Genomic DNA, 17696 nt, shown 5'->3' on the forward strand with positions numbered 1-17696 from the left:
GAAGATTGCCCATGTCCAATTCGACCGCTGGCGTCGAAGCTGCATTGAACGCCCCGGCCTCGTTCAACTTGCGTCCGCTGCTCATCGCCAACATGGCCTGCACCATGGCGATGATGGCGTTCGTCTCACTGATCGGTCCGATCGCCCGGGTCCTCGGGCTGGCGACCTGGCAGGCGGGCGCGGCGGTAACGGTGTCGGGGGTGATCTGGATGCTCCTGGCGCGACCTTGGGGCCAGGCCAGCGACCGTCTTGGTCGGCGCCGGGTATTGTTGCTCGGCACAGGCGGGTTCACCTTGGCCTACTGGGCTCTTTGCGTGTTTATCGATGCCTCGCTGAAGCTGCTGCCCTCGGCCACGCTGGCGTTTATCGGACTGGTGCTGGGGCGCGGCTTGATCGGGGTGTTCTACGCGTCCATCCCGGTGGGTGGGTATGCGCTGATTGCCGACAATATCGAACCCGGCCATCGCGCCAAGGCCATGGCCTCCCTGGGTGCTGCCAACGCTTGCGGGCTGGTGGTGGGTCCGGCGATTGCCGCGTTGCTGGCCCGGTACAGCCTGAGCCTGCCGTTTTATGCAATGGCGCTGCTGCCGATGGCGGGCTTCCTGGTGCTGCTGAAGCAACTGCCACGCCAGGAACTGCACCTCAAACAGCCGCCCAAGGCGGTGAACCTCACGGACCCACGCTTGCGGCGTCCGCTGGTGGTGGCGTTCGTCGCAATGCTGTGTGTGTCGATTGCCCAGATCACCGTGGGCTTCTTCGCCCTGGACCGTCTGAAAATGAATCCGGCCGATGCCGCGCAAACAGCCGGGATCGCCCTGACCATGGTCGGCCTGGCCTTGATCTGCTCGCAACTGCTGGTGCGCAAACTGGAATGGTCGCCACTGCGGATGATTCGTGTCGGCGCCATCGTTTCGGGCCTGGGGTTTGCCGGCAGCATGTTCGCCGACACGGCCTGGATCCTGTGGCTGTGCTTTTTTGTCTCGGCAGCCGGGATGGGCTGGATCTTCCCGTCCTTCGCAGCACTTGCGGCCAATGCCGTAGAAGCCTCTGAACAAGGCGCGACAGCGGGTTCGGTAGGCGCTGCCCAGGGTTTCGGGGTGGTCATCGGGCCCCTCGTCGGGACCCTGATCTATGCCGTCGAACCGCGTCTGCCGTACCTGGTGGCCGCGGCCCTGCTGTTACTCGTCGCCTGCTGGCCCGCGCCACGGCAACCGCGCTGAGCCCTAGAGGATCCGATACAACAAGCGCTCGATCCGCACTCGGCTGACCCGACGCAGAAATTTGCCGACGGCGGCCGGGTAATCCACCAGCGTCTGCAGTTGCTGGTAACCTTCGATACGCGTGGCGTGGCGGAAAATCTCCACAAGCTCGGCGCCCCGCGGCTCCAGCCATTCGCCCTTGGGATCGTCAATCAGCAAGGCATTCTCCAGGTCCAGGCGAAATGCCCGCGGGTTGAGATTGTTGCCGGTGAGCAAGGTATAGCGCTGGTCAATCCACATGCCCTTGAGATGGAAGGTGTTATCCCCGTCGCGCCACAGGTGCAGGTTCAGTCGAGCGCTGTCGATCATCCGCTGATGCCGCTTGGCAAAACGGCGCAGGCTGATCTCGTAGAGGTACGGCAGCGCAGCGATCACCTTGAACGGCTCGCTGGGCGGAATGTAGAAATCGTTGGCGGTCTTGTCACCGACGACGATGTCAATCTTCACTCCACGTGCCAGGGCACGATTGATTTCCCGGGTGACGGCCAACGGCAGGTTGAAATACGGTGTGCAGATGGTCAACTGGTGCTGGGCGCTGGCGATCAGTTCACAGATCACCCGACTCAACGAATTGTTTTTGCCAACCCCGAGCAACGGGCTGACCGATAACCCGCCATTGGGCAACTGACCGCTGCTGGTGTCATACGCCGCATGTTTGAGACGGCTGCGCAGATCACCGATGTCATTGCGCAAGCTGCGCGTGCTGGGCGGATTCGGCAGGTCCAGGCGGTGAACGGCCTTCGAGGCGACCAGCCCATGCTCCACCAAATGCTGCATGGAGTCGGCCAGCGGTTTGTTGTGAATCAGGTGATAGCGGTCGAAACGGTACTTGTCGAACTTGTGCAGATACACATTGTTCAGACTGGCGCCGCTGTACAGCACGCTGTCATCGATCACGAATCCCTTGAGGTGCAACACGCCAAACAATTCGCGGGTCTGCACCGGCACACCGTACACCGGCACACTGCTGGCGTGGCTGTGGGTCATGGCCTGATACCAGGCGCTGTTTCCCGGCTGTTTCCCGGCGCCGATCAGGCCGCGCTGAGCGCGCAACCAGTCAACCACCACCACCACATCCAGTTCGGGACGAGCGGCCTTGGCCGCGTGCAGGGCATCGAATATCTCCTGGCCGGCCTCGTCGTGTTGCAAATACAACGCGACGATGTAAATGCGCCGGGTGGCGTGGGCAATTTTTTCCAGCAGGCAGCGGCGAAACTCGGCGGCTCCGCAGAGCACCTCGATCGCCTCGGGGGCAAGAGGAAAACCGCGCAGCTTGGGCAACAGGGAACGTTTGAATAACGACGGCATAGGGCTCGCAATGGGTCGAATCCGAAGAGCCCACGAGCTTACACCATAGGCGGACACAGGTCTTCCCGTTGGCCGCTCAAAATAATCACTTGACCAAGAAGAATGATCGTTCTACTTTCAAGTCATGAACGAAATCAACAGCAATGAAACCCGCGATATCATTTTGGATGTTACCGAAAAGTTGATCTATAAAAGTGGCATTGCTGCTACCGGCGTGGACCTGCTGGTGAAAACTGCCGGGGTCTCCCGAAAAAGTATTTATCGCTACTTTGCCAACAAGGACGAGTTGGTCATCGCCGCCCTTCAGCGCCGCGATGCGCGCTGGCTGCAGTGGCTACGCAGCGAAGTCGAACGCAACGAGAGCAGCGGTGAACGCCTGCTCGGACTGTTCAGCGCGCTCAAGACCTGGTTTGACTCCGAGGATTTTCGCGGCTGCGCGTTCATCAACACCAGTGGCGAAACCGGTGACCCGCAAGACCCGGTGCGTTTGCTGGCCAAGGCTCACAAGCAGAAATTGTTCGAGTACGTGCTTGAGTTGTGTAACGCGCATGGCTGTGTCGCTGCGCAACAACAGGCCGCGCAACTGCTGATCCTGATCGATGGCGCCATTACCGTTGCCCTCGTCATGGGAGATTCAACCGCCGCTGAGACTGCGCAAACCATGGCGCGGGCTTTATTGGCGCTTTAAACGCTGTTGATTGTGATAACCCAGGTTCACCCCTTAACGTTCAGGAGCCGTGCCATGTCATCCGATGCTGAAGTTCGCCCGCCCTTTCCACCGTTCACTCAAGAGTCGGCGATTGAAAAGATTCGTCTGGCCGAAGACGGCTGGAACTCCAGGGACCCGCAACGCGTGTCCCTGGCTTACACACTCGACACGACGTGGCGCAACCGTACTGAATTTGCCCGCAACCGCGATGAAGCCAGGGCTTTTCTTACCCGCAAATGGGCCAAGGAGCTGGATTATCGCTTGATCAAGGAGCTGTGGGCCTTCACTGGCAATCGCATTGCCGTGCGTTACGCCTACGAATGGCATGACGATTCGGGCAACTGGTTCCGCTCCTATGGCAATGAAAACTGGGAGTTCGATGAGAATGGCTTGATGTCCAACCGACATGCTTGCATCAACGATATGCCGATCAAGGCCAGCGATCGGAAGTTCCACTGGCCCCTGGGTCGGCGCCCGGACGATCATCCGGGGCTGTCCGAGTTGGGGTTGTAATGATTGCTTGGCGCCCAGATGTTCAGGCGGTCTGAGGGGATGCCATCGGGGGGTTGGGAATGTTGCGTGGGCGGCAAGATAATTGGCAGCCTTGAGAACCGCCCCTCACCCTAACCCTCTCCCCAGAGGGGAGAGGGAACTGAGCGAAGTGTGCTGAGAAAATGGGCGACTTGAAAACCCGTAGTGATTATGGAATCAAAGCTGCTCTTTCAGGTCGCCGTAAACCGCCAATATCCTGCGCTCAGTCCTCTCGTCCCTCTGGGGAGAAGGGACTGAGCGAAGTGTGCTGAGAAAATGGGCGACTTGAAAACCGTAGTGATTATGGATTCAAAGCTGCTCTTTCAGGTCGCCGTAAACCGCCAATATCCTGCGCTCAGTCCCCTCGCCCCTTTGGGGCGGTCCGACGTTTCGGGAGGGTTAGGGTGAGGGGCGGCTCTCAAGCCAAACACAAAAAAACCATCCACTGCAGATCAAAAAAGCTCTTCAGTCCGCTGCATGTCAGCGACTGAAACACCTTCAATCCTGTTTCAATCCAACCCGATACAACACCCCATTCTCCTCATCCGTCAGCACATACAAATAACCATCCGGTCCCTGCCGCACATCGCGAATCCGCGCCTTCAGTCCAGCCAGCAAACGCTCCTCGTGCACCACCTTGTCGCCCTCGAACTGCAGGCGAATCAACTCTTGGCTGGCCAAGGCGCCGATAAAGACATTGTGCTGCCAGGGCTTGAAACGGTCGGCGTCATAGAACGCCATGCCGCTGATAGCCGGCGACTTCTCCCACACATGATGCGGCCCTACCGTGCCCTTGACGGTCTTACCCTCGGCTTCGGGAATCGGTAGCAGGGAATAATTGATGCCATGGGTCGCTAGCGGCCAGCCGTAGTTTTTCCCGCGCTCAATGATATTGATTTCGTCACCGCCGCGAGGGCCGTGTTCGTTTTCCCACAAAGTGCCCGTCCACGGGTTCAGCGCAGCGCCCTGAGGGTTACGCTGGCCGTAGGACCAGATCTCGGGCCTGGCGCCTTCCTGGCCTACAAAGGGGTTATCGTCCGGCACCCGGCCATCCGCGAAAATGCGTACGACTTTGCCTTGCAACTTGTCCAGGTCCTGGGCTGTCGGGCGATCGTTGTTTTCCCCCAGGGTCACAAACAGATAGCCGTCGCGGTCAAACACCAACCGCGAACCAAAATGATTGCCGGTGGACAGCTTCGGTTCCTGACGCAGGATGACTTGAAAATCCTTCAGGCCACTCAAGTCTTCAGTCAATCGACCACGCCCCACGGCGGTACCGGCAGTGCCGCCTTTGCCGCCGCCTTCGGCGTAGGACAGATAAACCATCCGGTCCTCTTTGAAGTCCGGCGAGAGCACCACATCCAGCAAACCACCCTGCCCCTTGGCCCAGACTTGCGGTACTCCGTTCAGCGGCGCGGAAAGCTTGCCATCCGGGCTGACGAACCGCAGATTGCCTGGCCGTTCTGTGACCAGGAAACCCTGGTTATCCGGCAAAAATGCCACCGCCCAAGGGTTTTCCAAACCTTCGGCAACTGGCGTCACCGTCACCTTGCCCTGCTCGCTGGGAAACTGCTGAGTGTCGGCGGCGGACACCGCAGGTGCGAGGGGTAGCAAGGCGCCAGCGCAGAAGGTCGCCAATAGAGTTTTGCGTAAAAACATACCGTGGAGCTCCTTGTGTTTTTCAACGGCTACAGCCTTCAAGGCTGGCGATTGCCATTCGCGTCGCGTGTGGGAGGCGAAGGCTGGGTGGATGGCCGCGCAGGCGCTGTATCACGCTGCGGATAACGATTGCCAATGCCGCCGTTTTCCAAGGTTGGCGGCCGTGGAACGGGCGCGGTATAGGTGCCGCCGCGCAAAGTCGGCGTAGTGGGCTGTGTACCCTGCATGCTGTTGGGATTGGCCCGGTGAATCGGACTGTTGTACGGGTTGTTATTGCCGGGCGCGTTTTGGGCCTGAGTGATTGCACTCAGCATCAGGCCGAACGTCAACGCAGCAAGGTTACGCATAGGAACCTTCATCACAAAACCTCTCGGATACGAGGATGACCTGCTTTCGATAGCACGCTACGCCCTGCGTTCGGCTTTGGTAACTAAATAGTCTCCGATCAGGTGTAACACGGCTTTTCAGAGCCGCTGAGACCGCGTTGCCGGCCAGCCGATGATAGAAACTTTTCTGAAGGCCCACAGGTCACCTGAACACGCTATCCCTTCAGGAGCTACTTATATGCCAAGAGCCATATGGAAAGGCGCGATCAGTTTCGGCCTGGTGCACATCCCGGTCTCGTTGGTCTCGGCGACATCCTCCCAGGGCGTGGATTTTGATTGGCTGGACAAGCGCAGCATGGACCCGGTCGGTTACAAGCGCATCAACAAAACCACTGGCAAGGAGGTCACCAAAGACAACATCGTCAAGGGTGTGGCCTACGAAAAAGGCCGCTACGTGGTGCTGAGTGAGGAGGAAATCCGCTCGGCTCATCCAAAATCCACCCAAACCATCGAAATCATCGCGTTTGTCGCCAGCGACCAGATTCCGTTACAGAACATCGATACGCCGTATTTTCTGGCGCCGGACAAACGCGGCGGCAAGGTTTACGCATTGCTGCGCGAAACCTTGAAGAAAACCGCCAAGGTTGCCCTGGCGAACGTGGTATTGCACACCAAACAACACCTGGCCGCATTGGTCCCGCTGGAATCCGCGCTGGTGCTGGTGATGTTGCGCTGGCCCGCCGAGGTCCGCGGGCTGGACGAGCTGGAGCTGGAGAGCGATGTGACGCGGCCAACCTTGACCAAGGGCGAGCTGGATATGGCCAAGCGCCTGGTCGAGGACATGAGTGCCGACTGGCGGCCGGAAGATTACCGCGACAGCTTCCAGGACAAAATCATGGCGTTGGTGGCGAAGAAGGCCAAGGCCGGCAAGATCGAAGACGTCGAATCGAGCGAAGGCAAAGAAGAACGCAAGTCAGCCGACGTGATCGACCTGACCGAACTGCTCAAACGCAGCCTCGGAGCCAAGTCGACGGGCAGCGCCAAGCCAAAAACGACCAAACCTGCGGCGCGCAAAAAGACCACCAAGGCTTCTTGAGCCGGAACCAGCAAGGAAACCGTCATGGCCAAGCCCCTGAGTGAATACCAGCGCAAGCGTAACTTCGAGATCACCTGTGAACCCTCCGAATCGGCGCCTGTTTCAAAGCGCCGAGCCTCGGCCCTGTCGTTTGTGATTCAGAAGCATGACGCGCGTAACCTGCACTATGATTTTCGCCTCGAACTCGACGGGGTACTCAAGAGCTGGGCGGTGCCCAAAGGCCCCAGCCTGGACCCGAGCCAGAAACGCCTGGCCGTGCACGTCGAAGATCACCCGTTAAGCTACGGCGGTTTTGAAGGCAGCATCCCCACCGGCCAATACGGTGCGGGCGACGTGATTGTGTGGGACCGTGGCGTTTGGCAACCCCATGGCGATCCGCTGCAGACCTACGCCGCCGGCAAACTCAAGTTCACCTTGATCGGTGAAAAACTCGCGGGTGACTGGACGTTGGTCCGTACCCGGCTCAAGGGCAGCGGCGATAAGGAACAATGGCTGCTGATCAAGGAAAATGACCAGCAGGCACGCGCCTCGGATGAGTACGACATCGTCACCGCCGAACCCAAAAGTGTCTTGAGCGGCGCGTCCGTCGGGCGTCCGAAGGACACGACCAAAGTGCGCAACAAAGCCGACAAGAAAACCGTCCTGCCCGAACACCTTGCACCGCAACTGGCCACCTTGGTAGATCGGGTCCCCGCAGGTCATTGGATATACGAAATCAAGTTCGACGGTTACCGGATCCTGGCCCGTATTCGCAAGGGCCAAGTGCGCCTGTTCACCCGCAATGGCCATGACTGGACTGATCGCCTGCCCCGCCAGGTCAAAGCCCTGGAGGCGCTGAAACTCCAGGACAGTTGGCTGGATGGCGAAGTAGTCAGCCTGAATGCCGACGGCCTGCCAGACTTTCAGGCATTACAGAACGCGTTTGATATCGGTCGCAGCCTGGACATCGTCTATTACCTGTTCGATGCGCCCTTCCTCGAAGGCCGCGACCAGCGAGGCGACCCGGTGGAAAAACGTCGAGCCGCCCTGAAAGAGGCGATGGCGCGCAACAACAGCAAATTGCTGCGTTTTTCCACAGCCTTCACCGCCAATCAGCAAGATATTTTCGAAAGCGCCTGCGACCTTTCCCTCGAAGGCGTCATTGGCAAGCGCGCCGGCAGTCCCTACAACTCTTCCCGCAGCCCGGACTGGATCAAACTCAAATGTCGCCTGCGCCAGGAGTTCGTGATTATCGGCTACACCCAGCCAAAAGGTTCACGCAGCGGCTTTGGCGCGCTGTTGCTGGCGGTCAATGATGAGGCTGGCCTGGTCTACGCCGGACGCGTAGGAACCGGGTTCGACCAGGCGGCGCTGAAATCCATATACATGAAAATGCAGCCTCTGGAGCGCGAGTCGTCAGCGCTGCACAAGCCCTTGTCCGGCGTCCAGGGGCACGGCGTGCGCTGGATCGAGCCGCAATTGGTCGCCGAGGTACAGTTTGCCGAATGGACCCGCGAAGGCGTTGTACGCCAGGCGGCCTTTGTCGGGCTGCGTACGGATAAACCTGTGGAGCAGATCGTGCACGAGCTACCGCGTCCAGCCAAGTCCTTGAAAGCCACGAAAACCGCTGCTCCGCACACCGCGGATGCTGACAAGGCTAACGTCGCCGGGGTAAAAATCACCCATCCGACGCGAATCATTGATGCCCAAAGTGGCACGCAAAAGCAGCAACTGGCGAGGTTCTACGAGGCCATCGGCGAGTGGATCCTGCCGCACCTGCGCAACCGCCCTGTCTCGCTGCTGAGGGCGCCAGAAGGCGTCGAAGGCGAACAGTTTTTTCAGAAGCACGCAGAACGCCTGGCGATCCCCCATATCAAGCAGTTGGATCAGGCCCTGGACCCCGGACATGCACGCCTGATGGAAATCAACAGCGTGGCGGCGCTCACCGGCGCGGTGCAGATGGGCACGATCGAGCTGCACACCTGGGGCGCGACGACGAACAAGATCGAGACCCCGGACCTGTTTGTGCTCGACCTCGACCCGGACCCGGCATTGCCCTGGAAAAGCATGCTCGAGGCCGCGCAACTGACCTTAGCGGTGTTGGATGAACTGGGCCTGGACAGCTACGTCAAAACCAGCGGTGGCAAGGGCTTGCACCTGATCATCCCGTTGGCACGCAGAGATGACTGGGAAACGCTGAAGGCTTTCACCAAAGCCATCGCACAGTTCATGGCAAAGCAATTGCCGGAACGTTTTACCGCCACCTCGGGGCCGAAAAATCGCGTCGGGAAGATATTTATCGACTACCTGCGCAATAGCCGCGGAGCCAGTACGGTCGCGGCCTACTCGGTGCGGGCCCGGCCGGGCTTACCGGTGTCTGTGCCTGTCAGCCGGGATGAGTTGAACGGGCTGCGCGGCGCGCAACAATGGAACATCGGCAACCTGCACGAACGTTTGCAGCATTTGCAGGAGGATCCATGGGTGGGTTACGCCAATCGACAGCGAATCAGCCAGAAAATGTGGGAAAAGCTGGGCGCGCATCCGCCAGACTGAGGCGCTGCGTGAACGCGCTTAAATAAGCACAAAAACCGCCGCCAGCAGCGCAAAGATCGCCCATTTTTCCAGGTAATAGCGCGTGCGGTTACGCTTTTTCAGCGCTTTGCCGCGCAGACGGATCTTGTACAAACGCGTAAAGGCCCGATTCAAGCCGCCCGTCTTGTCGCCCGCATCATTGGGCGAACCGGCCGCCGCCATGACAGTGCGACTGAACCAGCGATTGAAGGCAGCGGCCCAGCGGTACTTCATCGGACGCTCGATATCGCAAAACAAGATAAGCCGATTGTGCTGGGTCGTGTTTTCGGCAAAGTGGATATAGGTTTCATCGAACATCACCGCCTCGCCGTCACGCCAGTGATAGTTCTCGCCATCCACGTTGATGTAGCAACCCGGATCATTGGGCGTGTCCAGCCCCAGATGATAACGATAGGACCCGGCGTACGGATCACGATGGCGAACCAGCCTGGAGCCTGGCGGCAGCTCGGCGAACATCGCCGCCTTGATCGAGCCAATGCCTTGCACCAGCTCGGTCGTGCGGGGGCATAACTTCATGGCGGACGGATGACTGTCGCCATACCACTTCAGGTAAAAACGCTTCCAGCCCGACTTGAAAAACGAGTTGAAACCCACGTCGTCGTATTGCTCAGAACGCTTGATCGCGCCAGCTCGCATCAGGTTCTGGCCCTCCAGGCGAATCTCTTCCCAATGTTCCTCCAAGGGGCTCAGGTCGGGAAAGTCGCTGGGGGACAAATACGGTCGGCCGGGCAGTTTGGAGAACAGGTACAGGAAACAATTGACCGGCGCGAGGAAGGTCGAATGGTCACTTAATTGGCGGCCCAGACTATGCCTCACCCGGCCACGCAGATGGACATACGCAATCGAGGCAACGTAGAGAGCAACAATGATGAGTTTCAAGGGAATTCGTCACATGTCAGAAGAGTACAGGCTGCTCCTGCAGGTCCCGACAGACCGTGGATTGATAAGCAGCACCTGAAATCACAATTCGTTAACAGGCGACACGACAGGCTTGAGCACCGTCCTGATCGTGGCCAATGGCTTTTATTCTAGCCATAGTTTGTAACCAAAGGTTAACCAAAATTTGTGAAAAGGTGTTCAGCGACTGTGTTACTGCCGATTTCAGCGATGCGGCCATTAGTGAAATCATCACTGGTGCGATGCTGCAGGGCAACACGCTCGGCTTCAAGAGCCTCGGTCCCCATGAAATACAGTGGGATCTTTTGGTTGTTCACCTCGGTGCGCATCACCTTGCTCGAACCATCGCGCCCGGCATCCGCCATGGACGAAGGGGTTGTCGGGTGTGTGATGCCCATGGATTTGGCAATCGAAATCGCCTCGCTCAGTTCCGCCAAGCGGTTGGAGCGCTCTATCTTCATCTGCAGGCGCAAGGCCTTGAGTTCGTCCTCGAGCTGCGCACGCTTGAGCTTGTCGCCTTCCAGCAACTTGGCGACCTTTGACTCTTTGTCGGTCTCGTAATTGGAACGCTCGGCGTCAATCTTGCCTTTGAGTTCAGCGAGCCGGTTATTGACGATCACTTTCAGGTCGGCACCGACTTGCGCCCGCTCTGCGGAAATCGCGTAGTCAACAAAGCCATTGAGGATCGCGACCCCATCGATGTCGGCGGGATAATCCAACTCCAGGCGGATGTAACTGCTCAACGAGTCGGCTTTTTTGGGGTCGGGCAAAGTCAGCTTGATAGCGTCCCGGTTAAAGGCCTCGAAACTTTGCTCAAGGCTGCGCCCTGGCTGCTGGAACGCTTCGAACAACGCCTGGTTGGCCTTGAAGAAGCTCAGCCGGGTATCGTATGAATCCAGTTGCGAGCCGACTTTGATCAGCGCGTCGGCGGGGGGCAGTTTATAGACTTCGGAACGGTTGAGAGCATCCAGCTCATTGATGGCTGCAGGGCGCAACACACTGTGTATTCCAGTGATGGTGACCACTCCGTCCAGTGGTTGTGAGCCACCCATTCCAGTGATAGTGAGCCACCGCGCTGGTGATTCTGATCCAGCCGAAATCCTACTTACGGGGCTCACCCAATAGACGGTAAATTTGTTGCGTGGGTTATCAATTGAGTTAGCTAGCTGTGGCTGCTTGCAATCGAAACCGGCCATGTTCGCAATCAATGCTTTTTCTGCTCAGGTTAATTACGCCTGACGGGCTCCTTGCGCTCACATTGTTTGCAGCTGACAGCCCATCAAACGTTCGTTTTGGAGGGGGGAGAAATGGAGCTAAGAACCAACATAAGCCCTCCCAGCGTGTGCATTCCGGCGATTGCGATCCAATTGCGCGCTGATAATGCCCTGCTGATCAACCAAATCCTTTGGGAATGAGTGACTTTGGGAAAAGTCCTATTTACTTCCGATAACCACCGCTCCAGGGTGCTGCCTGTGGGTTACATCCTCCACTTATTGTCACCGGCCGAAATGCACCAGGCATATCAGCTCTCGCTGAGGTGAACATAGGGCTGTAGCCCAAGCCCCATGGATCAGGATCATACAAATGAATGCTGCATTGCCCCTCTTGTACACCAACGAAGTCTCTCCTGAGGTTCTCCGCTCTCTGGGAAACCCGACCTTTACAGAGCAACGCCTGGCCGCTTTCAACGAACAAGCCTTCCTGCATTCGGTTGAGGGCTAAATCATGCGCCGAGGAACGGTTAACGGCATAGGACAAGGTCTGCACGGTGATCTAACCACCACCGGCGCGGTGTGTATCAGCAGCCTCCCAAATGCGACACAAGGGGGCGGACTGGGCGTCTTACGGTTAGGGGACAAAACGACACCCTGCCCACAATGCGGAAAAGTCGGCGTAATCGTTGATAGCCTGCCAGCCATGAAATGGATGGGCATTGCGACTGTACTGGACGGCGCAGAAATCCACTGCGGTTGCCCTACGGGTCGTAACCGCCTGATCGCACCTATCAACCACAGCGCTGCACCTCAAGCAACCACAAACAGCAGAGCCTCCACCTCAGAAACAGCAGCACACACACCCACCGTAACCCGCCCTACAAACTTCACCTCGGCCCCTGTCTCTTCCTCCGGGCTCACGGAAACAATCGAGTCCGCCTGTGAGAAAAACTGGCTTCTTTACCAAAAACAAGCCGAAGACTTCATTGCACCCGGCGGAAAGTTGATAGCCGACCCCAAGGTGCGTAACCAGAAGATCAACTCTGCCTACGCCCAACTATGGCAATCCGATAACCGTTTTCAGTGGGCTGGCCTCGCCGCATTTGCATCCAAACAGGTGGGGTGTGGCTTGTTGCATGCATCTGAATCCATCGAGAAGATTCAGGCGGAATATGAGGCAGCGGAACAGTTGAAAAACAGCGCCAGAGCAGGCGTGTGGGGACTGTTCAGCGCTGAAGAGCGTGAAAGAAAGGCCAAGCTTCTGGAGTACGAGAAAAGGCAACGGGAGTATGAACAGGCTAACCGCAATAATCCGGTGCCCAGCGTTGATATACGCAGTGAGGGAGATCCGTTGTCGAGCGTGCAACAGCTTTATCAGCTTGTTTACGAAATGATGGCAATGGGTAATACAACGCTGTTTTTGGATGTATTCCCCTTGCATGCGTTTTATAAAGACCGTGGTCTAAAACTCCTTGAAACATGCCTTCCTTTTCGCAAGAACCTTTCTGACGATGGTCAGCATCCCGTGCTGTGGCCCATCGGCAAAGAGAAACTAGAGTTTGGTACGAACAAGAAGGAAATCCTGCAAGCCTTCGAAGCCATTGATGCTGGAAATATCGCACAAAGCGTTGTGCATATGGCTTGGCACGAGCAACAGAATATCCTTCAGCCCACAATGTATATCGACCCCGAACTGATTCGCCTGTTGCGCGGAAACCATCTTTCCTACGTGACCGGCCTACCCTCCGGCGTAGCTCAAGCCATTGAGTTGACCCTCGCAAGCCAGTGCCGTCCCACCAACGATGGCCGCACCATTGAGTTCAGCAGCAACCCCTTCGCCAATTTGGCCGATATCAACCAGCGTATGACCTTTGTGCTTAAAGCAGCAAAGCAGTTTGACGAGCTGTTACACAGCACTGAACGACCCAGAATCGAACAGGCCATTGACGATATAGCCAAAGGCAAAGGTGTTCGATGAACTGGCTCAGGTCGATAGGTTGGCAACGGGGTGGGCTTTCACTAATCGTTGCTGCGCTTCTTGTCTTTGCAACAGTGTGTCTTTTTGCCGATCCCCCAGAAGTCGCGTTGATACCTGGCGAACCGTGGGAGGACATGCGACAGCGTTCCAGCGCAAAGATTGATCCAGCCATTCCCGGAGAGATTTGGGGAAGATTTATAACCTCTGATGCTCGTCTTCGCCTCATAGATCCTCAATATGGATTCGTAACCCCACGGGCTCGCTTCTTCACTGTCTCATTCGACAACGAACGAGTCGAAAATGTCAGTTTGTCCCCTCAAATTGAGCCGCTATTACTCGACGATACCCTCAAGGTCGTGCTGGATTTGCAAGAGCAATGGCGCAAGGGTGGCTGGATACCCATCCGAGTTAATTACGACCCTCCGTTTGCCGACACGCCTGAGTGGCGTGCCCAATTACGGAATGTGAATAAAGGCGGTACGTCTTATTGGCAGGCAGGAAACAAATATCAAGTGATGATGGTGGTTAATCGCTTCAAGGATGAACGCAATCCCACAGAGGAGCGTTACCTCATCAAGCTACAACTGGCCACACCATGGGTATCACAATGACCCAACATTGTGAGTGGCTCACAACCACCAGCGCGGTGGCTCACTATCACTGGAATGGGTGGCTCACAACCACTGGAAACAAATATCACAACCACCAGCGCCAACAAGTACAGGCTGCTCCTGCGGGTCCCGACAGACCGTGGATTGATAAGCAGCACCTGAAATCACAATTCGTTAACAGGCGACACGACAGGCTTGAACACCGTCCTGATCGTGGCCAATGGCTTTTATTCTAGCCATAGTTTGTAACCAAAGGTTAACCAAAATTTGTGAAAAGGTGTTCAGCGACTATGTTACTCAACCGCCGCGGGATATCCACGGCGGATGTGTCGGGCTGCGACGCAGCCCGGGAAGGTTTTAGCTTTGCCGTCTCAGACCAACGGTTCATCATCCTTGCGTTCACGCCGGGAGAAGCGGTCATCCACCAACGGTGAGTAAGGTGGCGTTTCATGCCGAGCCCGGACGAAATGGCGAATCAATGCCGCCAGGACTCCGAGCACCAATCCGGCCATCAGGCTCAACGCAACCACCAGGACTTTTTTCGGTTTGACGGGGCTCAGTGGTTCCTGGGCACGACGGTCGATCGTCACCAGTTTCAAGTGGCTCATGTCGATGTTCAGGCCACGCAGACGCGCCATCTCCGCCCGCAACGGCTCGACATCCTGCAGGAAAATATCCTCGTTGCCGCGCTTGTTCAGTACCTCGACTTCACGGTTGACCTGCAGCAACTGCAACTCTTTGCCGATTTCAGCGATGCGACTGTTAGTGAAGTCATCACTGGTGCGATGCTGCAGGGCAACGCGCTCGGCTTCAAGAGCCTCGGTCCCCATGAAATACAGCGGGATCTTTTGGTTGTTCACCTCGGTGCGCATCACCTGGCTCGAACCATCGCGCCCGGCATCCGCCATGGACGAAGGGGTCGTCGGGTGTGTGATGCCCATGGATTTGGCAATCGAAATCGCCTCGCTCAGTTCCGCCAAGCGGTTGGAGCGCTCCATTTTCATCTGCAGGCGCAAGGCCTTGAGTTCGTCCTCAAGCTGCGCACGCTTGAGCTTGTCGCCTTCCAGCAACTTGGCGACCTTTGACTCTTTGTCGGTCTCGTAATTGGAACGCTCGGCGTCAATCTTGCCTTTGAGTTCAGCGAGTCGGTTATTGACGATCACTTTCAGGTCGGCACCGACTTGCGCCCGCTCCGCGGCAATCGCGTAGTCAACAAAGCCATTGAGGATCGCGACCCCATCGATGTCGGCGGGATAATCCAACTCCAGGCGGATGTAACTGCTCAACGAGTCGGCTTTTTTGGGGTCGGGCAAAGTCAGCTTGATAGCGTCCCGGTTAAAGGCCTCGAAACTTTGCTCAAGGCTGCGCCCTGGCTGCTGGAACGCTTCGAACAACGCCTGGTTGGCCTTGAAGAAGCTCAGCCGGGTATCGTATGAATCCAGTTGCGAGCCGACTTTGATCAGCGCGTCGGCGGGGGGCAGTTTATAGACTTCGGAACGGTTGAGAGCATCCAGCTCATTGATGGCTGCAGGGCGCAACACACTGCTGACGCGATATTCGCGGGGCGCCAGTAATGCGTAACCGACGCCTATGAGACCTACAAAAACCGTACAGCCGATGACCAGTTTCTTTTGCCGCCAGATAGATTGAAACAGTTCAAACAAATCAATTTCGTCCGATCCCACATGAGATTGAAGCTGGGGAGTTTTATTCAAAATGGGCACACCCTCAAGTAGTGGACGCTGCTTGTCCAGTACACGGTAAATCTGAGTAACTAATTGAAAATACAGGGACAACGCCCTGGGCACGGCAAATGCACGCAAGCCAACGATAGTCGGACCACTTATTGGCTGGAAAAATCCCTACGTCGTGAAGAATGTTTTCTTTTTGTCACATGAGGCCTGTTCAGGCGGCTCTTGAACCCCGACGACGTGGCACCAGGCATTGCGCTTACGGTATGTCAAAATTGCGCTAAATACCTGTCGAAAAAGGGAAAATCTCGAAAATCAGGTTTTTTTCAGATTACTCTTAAACGCATTTCAGCAACCGCCTGCGAAAGTGGTGCAGGCCGGTAATATTGCTGCCCCCCTCTCTTCAAAGAAGGATCTTTATATGTCGCTCTGCGTGACTCCCCCGGCGCCCTGCCCTGACGATCAAGATTTGCAGAACCTGCAAGGCGAGTGGGAACAAACCGAACTGGAAGACAGCGGCATCCCCAACCCTCCAGACGCGCACAGCGCGCCTGGCGCAGTCACCACGATCCGTGATGACCGGTTCCAGGTCGCAACACCCAGTGGCGAGGTGTTATTGGCCGGGAGCTTTACCCTGGATGCCAGTACCACGCCCAAGAGCATCACCTGGATTGATTCGATGGGAAGCGACGCCGGCAAGCGATTGCCAGCGAGCTACATCCTGGAGGGCGACTACTTCAGGTTTATCGCGGCTGACGAAGGCATGCCGAGGCCCGTCAGGTTCAGTACCGGTCCCGGACAAACCATGCGCACATTTGTCCGCAAGCAGTGATCAATCGGGCAAGCAGATTTGCGACAGGATTTTCACGAAGCCTTCACCTTTGCCGCTATAGGGTGAGGGCTACTCCTCAAGTGAATCTCTTGGCCTGCCTCCCCAGCAGGCCTTTTTTTTGCCCGCGCGTCACTCAAGCCGTCTGTTTGACCGCCGTCAGCGTGTAGCACATCGGCAACTGCGCGGCCTGGTGCTCATATTGGGCGTAAATATCTTCACGATTTGAATGCGGGTACTCGCGCAGGTGAGTGATGCGCAAGCCCGCCGCGATAGCGGCGCTGACGATGTCGCCGAGCGTATGCACGAACCAGTAAGAAGTCGCTGTCGCGCTTTTGGCCTCCCCTTCGTAGACAAGTGCTTGCTGTAACACAAACGGCTCGCGACGAAAGTACGAACAGGCCGGCAACATCGGGTTCGCCGCTTCGGGATCAAAGACCTCGAGGAACGGATGGGTCTCGTAAATCACCAGGGTTGCGCCCGCCCTCAATGTACGGGCAATGCAGGACATGAAATGCGCCACATCCGGCATCCAGTTCAGCACGCCAATCGTGATCAAGGCCACGTCAAAACGCGCGTTGAGCCGTTCAGGCAAACGATGGATATCCGTCTCGATAAACTCCGGCGAATGGGGTGACAACGCCGCCAGTTCCCTGGCCTGCTGCAAGAAGGCCGCGGATTGATCCACCCCCACCACACATTTAGCCCCGAGCCCATACAGCGACAAGCATTCACGACCATTGTTGCAGCCTAGCTGCACCACCTCCTTGCCTTTGACGCCTATCTCGTCCAGCAAGGCGGTGAGTGTCGCATCCAGGCAGGAGAAGTCCGGCTTACCGACGCGCTGCAGCAACATTTGCCAGTTATCGGTGCCGCGATGATGTTCGGCGGATTCGTTCCAGGCATCCCTGTTACTGGAAACGACGTGTTGAGCTGACAGCTTGTCCATTGTGTCTCCTGACGTCCAAACGGGGCGCAGGCTTCGAAAGTCGTTCGCCCTGCACTAACAGCCTCGTC

Annotated in this window: 15 protein-coding genes and 1 pseudogene; 9 read left to right on the top strand and 7 right to left on the bottom strand. The window is 57.2% G+C overall.

Going from position 1 to position 17696, the window contains the following annotated elements:
* Window positions 1-11 precede the first annotated feature (11 nt).
* Window positions 12-1220, top strand: coding sequence for an MFS transporter (locus AC6CIA_RS01545; RefSeq protein ID WP_498310319.1), 1209 nt, complete (start codon window positions 12-14; stop codon window positions 1218-1220).
* 3 nt (window positions 1221-1223) lie between these two features.
* Here the strand turns inward: AC6CIA_RS01545 and pssA are convergent, their stop codons facing one another.
* Window positions 1224-2567 (bottom strand): CDP-diacylglycerol--serine O-phosphatidyltransferase, encoded by a 1344-nt coding sequence (gene pssA / locus AC6CIA_RS01550; protein ID WP_498310320.1) that lies wholly within the window; start codon window positions 2565-2567, stop codon window positions 1224-1226.
* A gap of 124 nt (window positions 2568-2691) precedes the next feature.
* On the opposite strand from pssA, the gene AC6CIA_RS01555 reads away from it, so the two are divergent.
* Together AC6CIA_RS01555 and AC6CIA_RS01560 are read left to right on the top strand one after the other, a co-directional pair.
* Window positions 2692-3255, top strand: a complete 564-nt coding sequence (locus AC6CIA_RS01555; RefSeq protein WP_498310321.1) for a TetR/AcrR family transcriptional regulator — start codon at window positions 2692-2694, stop codon at window positions 3253-3255.
* A 54-nt stretch (window positions 3256-3309) separates the two neighbouring features.
* Window positions 3310-3789 (top strand): nuclear transport factor 2 family protein, encoded by a 480-nt coding sequence (locus AC6CIA_RS01560; RefSeq protein WP_498310322.1) that lies wholly within the window; start codon window positions 3310-3312, stop codon window positions 3787-3789.
* 516 nt (window positions 3790-4305) lie between these two features.
* On the opposite strand, the gene AC6CIA_RS01565 is transcribed toward AC6CIA_RS01560, so the two are convergent.
* Both AC6CIA_RS01565 and AC6CIA_RS01570 read right to left on the bottom strand, forming a co-directional pair.
* Entirely contained in the window at window positions 4306-5466 is a 1161-nt protein-coding gene (locus tag AC6CIA_RS01565) for a PQQ-dependent sugar dehydrogenase (RefSeq protein ID WP_498310323.1), read from the bottom strand.
* 38 nt (window positions 5467-5504) lie between these two features.
* On the bottom strand, window positions 5505-5825 hold the full coding sequence (locus tag AC6CIA_RS01570) for a hypothetical protein (protein ID WP_339532438.1): 321 nt from the start codon (window positions 5823-5825) through the stop codon (window positions 5505-5507).
* Window positions 5826-6030: 205 nt separating this feature from the next.
* Between AC6CIA_RS01570 and ku the strand changes: the two genes are divergently transcribed.
* Both ku and ligD read left to right on the top strand, forming a co-directional pair.
* The gene (gene ku / locus AC6CIA_RS01575) at window positions 6031-6888 is read left to right on the top strand and encodes a non-homologous end joining protein Ku (protein ID WP_498310324.1); all 858 of its coding nucleotides are present in this window, start codon (window positions 6031-6033) and stop codon (window positions 6886-6888) included.
* A 24-nt stretch (window positions 6889-6912) separates the two neighbouring features.
* The gene (ligD, locus tag AC6CIA_RS01580) at window positions 6913-9420 is read left to right on the top strand and encodes a DNA ligase D (RefSeq protein ID WP_498310325.1); all 2508 of its coding nucleotides are present in this window, start codon (window positions 6913-6915) and stop codon (window positions 9418-9420) included.
* A gap of 18 nt (window positions 9421-9438) precedes the next feature.
* Here the strand turns inward: ligD and lpxO are convergent, their stop codons facing one another.
* Together lpxO and AC6CIA_RS01590 are read right to left on the bottom strand one after the other, a co-directional pair.
* Window positions 9439-10338, bottom strand: a complete 900-nt coding sequence (lpxO, locus tag AC6CIA_RS01585; protein ID WP_498310326.1) for a lipid A hydroxylase LpxO — start codon at window positions 10336-10338, stop codon at window positions 9439-9441.
* 215 nt (window positions 10339-10553) lie between these two features.
* Window positions 10554-11408, bottom strand: a pseudogene (locus tag AC6CIA_RS01590) (chain-length determining protein); the annotation flags it as partial.
* A gap of 532 nt (window positions 11409-11940) precedes the next feature.
* Between AC6CIA_RS01590 and AC6CIA_RS01595 the strand changes: the two are divergent.
* Genes AC6CIA_RS01595 through AC6CIA_RS01605 form a run of 3 tightly spaced genes read left to right on the top strand, consistent with a single transcriptional unit; the run spans window position 11941 to window position 14159 of the window.
* A complete protein-coding gene (locus AC6CIA_RS01595; protein WP_498310327.1) occupies window positions 11941-12078 on the top strand; it encodes a hypothetical protein in 138 nt (45 codons plus the stop codon).
* 3 nt (window positions 12079-12081) lie between these two features.
* Window positions 12082-13548 (top strand): PAAR domain-containing protein, encoded by a 1467-nt coding sequence (locus AC6CIA_RS01600; RefSeq protein ID WP_498310328.1) that lies wholly within the window; start codon window positions 12082-12084, stop codon window positions 13546-13548.
* Window positions 13545-14159: a hypothetical protein gene (locus AC6CIA_RS01605; RefSeq protein ID WP_498310329.1), complete on the top strand. Its 615-nt coding sequence runs from the start codon at window positions 13545-13547 to the stop codon at window positions 14157-14159. Before AC6CIA_RS01600 ends, AC6CIA_RS01605 begins: the two co-directional genes overlap by 4 nt.
* A 371-nt stretch (window positions 14160-14530) precedes the next feature.
* On the opposite strand, the gene AC6CIA_RS01610 is transcribed toward AC6CIA_RS01605, so the two are convergent.
* Window positions 14531-15874, bottom strand: a complete 1344-nt coding sequence (locus tag AC6CIA_RS01610; protein WP_498310330.1) for an LPS O-antigen chain length determinant protein WzzB — start codon at window positions 15872-15874, stop codon at window positions 14531-14533.
* A gap of 397 nt (window positions 15875-16271) precedes the next feature.
* Between AC6CIA_RS01610 and AC6CIA_RS01615 the strand changes: the two genes are divergently transcribed.
* Complete coding sequence (locus AC6CIA_RS01615) at window positions 16272-16682, top strand: TIGR03067 domain-containing protein (protein WP_498310331.1); 411 nt, start codon at window positions 16272-16274, stop codon at window positions 16680-16682.
* Window positions 16683-16815: 133 nt separating this feature from the next.
* Here AC6CIA_RS01615 and AC6CIA_RS01620 read toward each other — a convergent pair whose 3' ends face one another.
* Window positions 16816-17628 carry a class I SAM-dependent methyltransferase gene (locus AC6CIA_RS01620; protein ID WP_498310332.1) on the bottom strand — a complete coding sequence of 271 codons (813 nt, stop codon included), beginning with the start codon at window positions 17626-17628 and terminating at the stop codon, window positions 16816-16818.
* Window positions 17629-17696 lie beyond the last annotated feature (68 nt).

This window comes from Pseudomonas sp. GQ91 (genome assembly GCF_059758795.1).

Coding starts and splice junctions, on each gene's coding strand:
- ligD (WP_498310325.1), top strand. CDS start 6,913: ATGGCCAAGCCCCTGAGTGAATACCAGCGCAAGCGTAACTTCGAGATC.
- AC6CIA_RS01605 (WP_498310329.1), top strand. CDS start 13,545: ATGAACTGGCTCAGGTCGATAGGTTGGCAACGGGGTGGGCTTTCACTA.
- AC6CIA_RS01555 (WP_498310321.1), top strand. CDS start 2,692: ATGAACGAAATCAACAGCAATGAAACCCGCGATATCATTTTGGATGTT.
- pssA (WP_498310320.1), bottom strand. CDS start 2,567: ATGCCGTCGTTATTCAAACGTTCCCTGTTGCCCAAGCTGCGCGGTTTT.
- AC6CIA_RS01560 (WP_498310322.1), top strand. CDS start 3,310: ATGTCATCCGATGCTGAAGTTCGCCCGCCCTTTCCACCGTTCACTCAA.
- AC6CIA_RS01570 (WP_339532438.1), bottom strand. CDS start 5,825: ATGAAGGTTCCTATGCGTAACCTTGCTGCGTTGACGTTCGGCCTGATG.
- AC6CIA_RS01545 (WP_498310319.1), top strand. CDS start 12: ATGTCCAATTCGACCGCTGGCGTCGAAGCTGCATTGAACGCCCCGGCC.
- ku (WP_498310324.1), top strand. CDS start 6,031: ATGCCAAGAGCCATATGGAAAGGCGCGATCAGTTTCGGCCTGGTGCAC.
- AC6CIA_RS01620 (WP_498310332.1), bottom strand. CDS start 17,628: ATGGACAAGCTGTCAGCTCAACACGTCGTTTCCAGTAACAGGGATGCC.
- AC6CIA_RS01615 (WP_498310331.1), top strand. CDS start 16,272: ATGTCGCTCTGCGTGACTCCCCCGGCGCCCTGCCCTGACGATCAAGAT.
- AC6CIA_RS01600 (WP_498310328.1), top strand. CDS start 12,082: ATGCGCCGAGGAACGGTTAACGGCATAGGACAAGGTCTGCACGGTGAT.
- AC6CIA_RS01565 (WP_498310323.1), bottom strand. CDS start 5,466: ATGTTTTTACGCAAAACTCTATTGGCGACCTTCTGCGCTGGCGCCTTG.
- AC6CIA_RS01595 (WP_498310327.1), top strand. CDS start 11,941: ATGAATGCTGCATTGCCCCTCTTGTACACCAACGAAGTCTCTCCTGAG.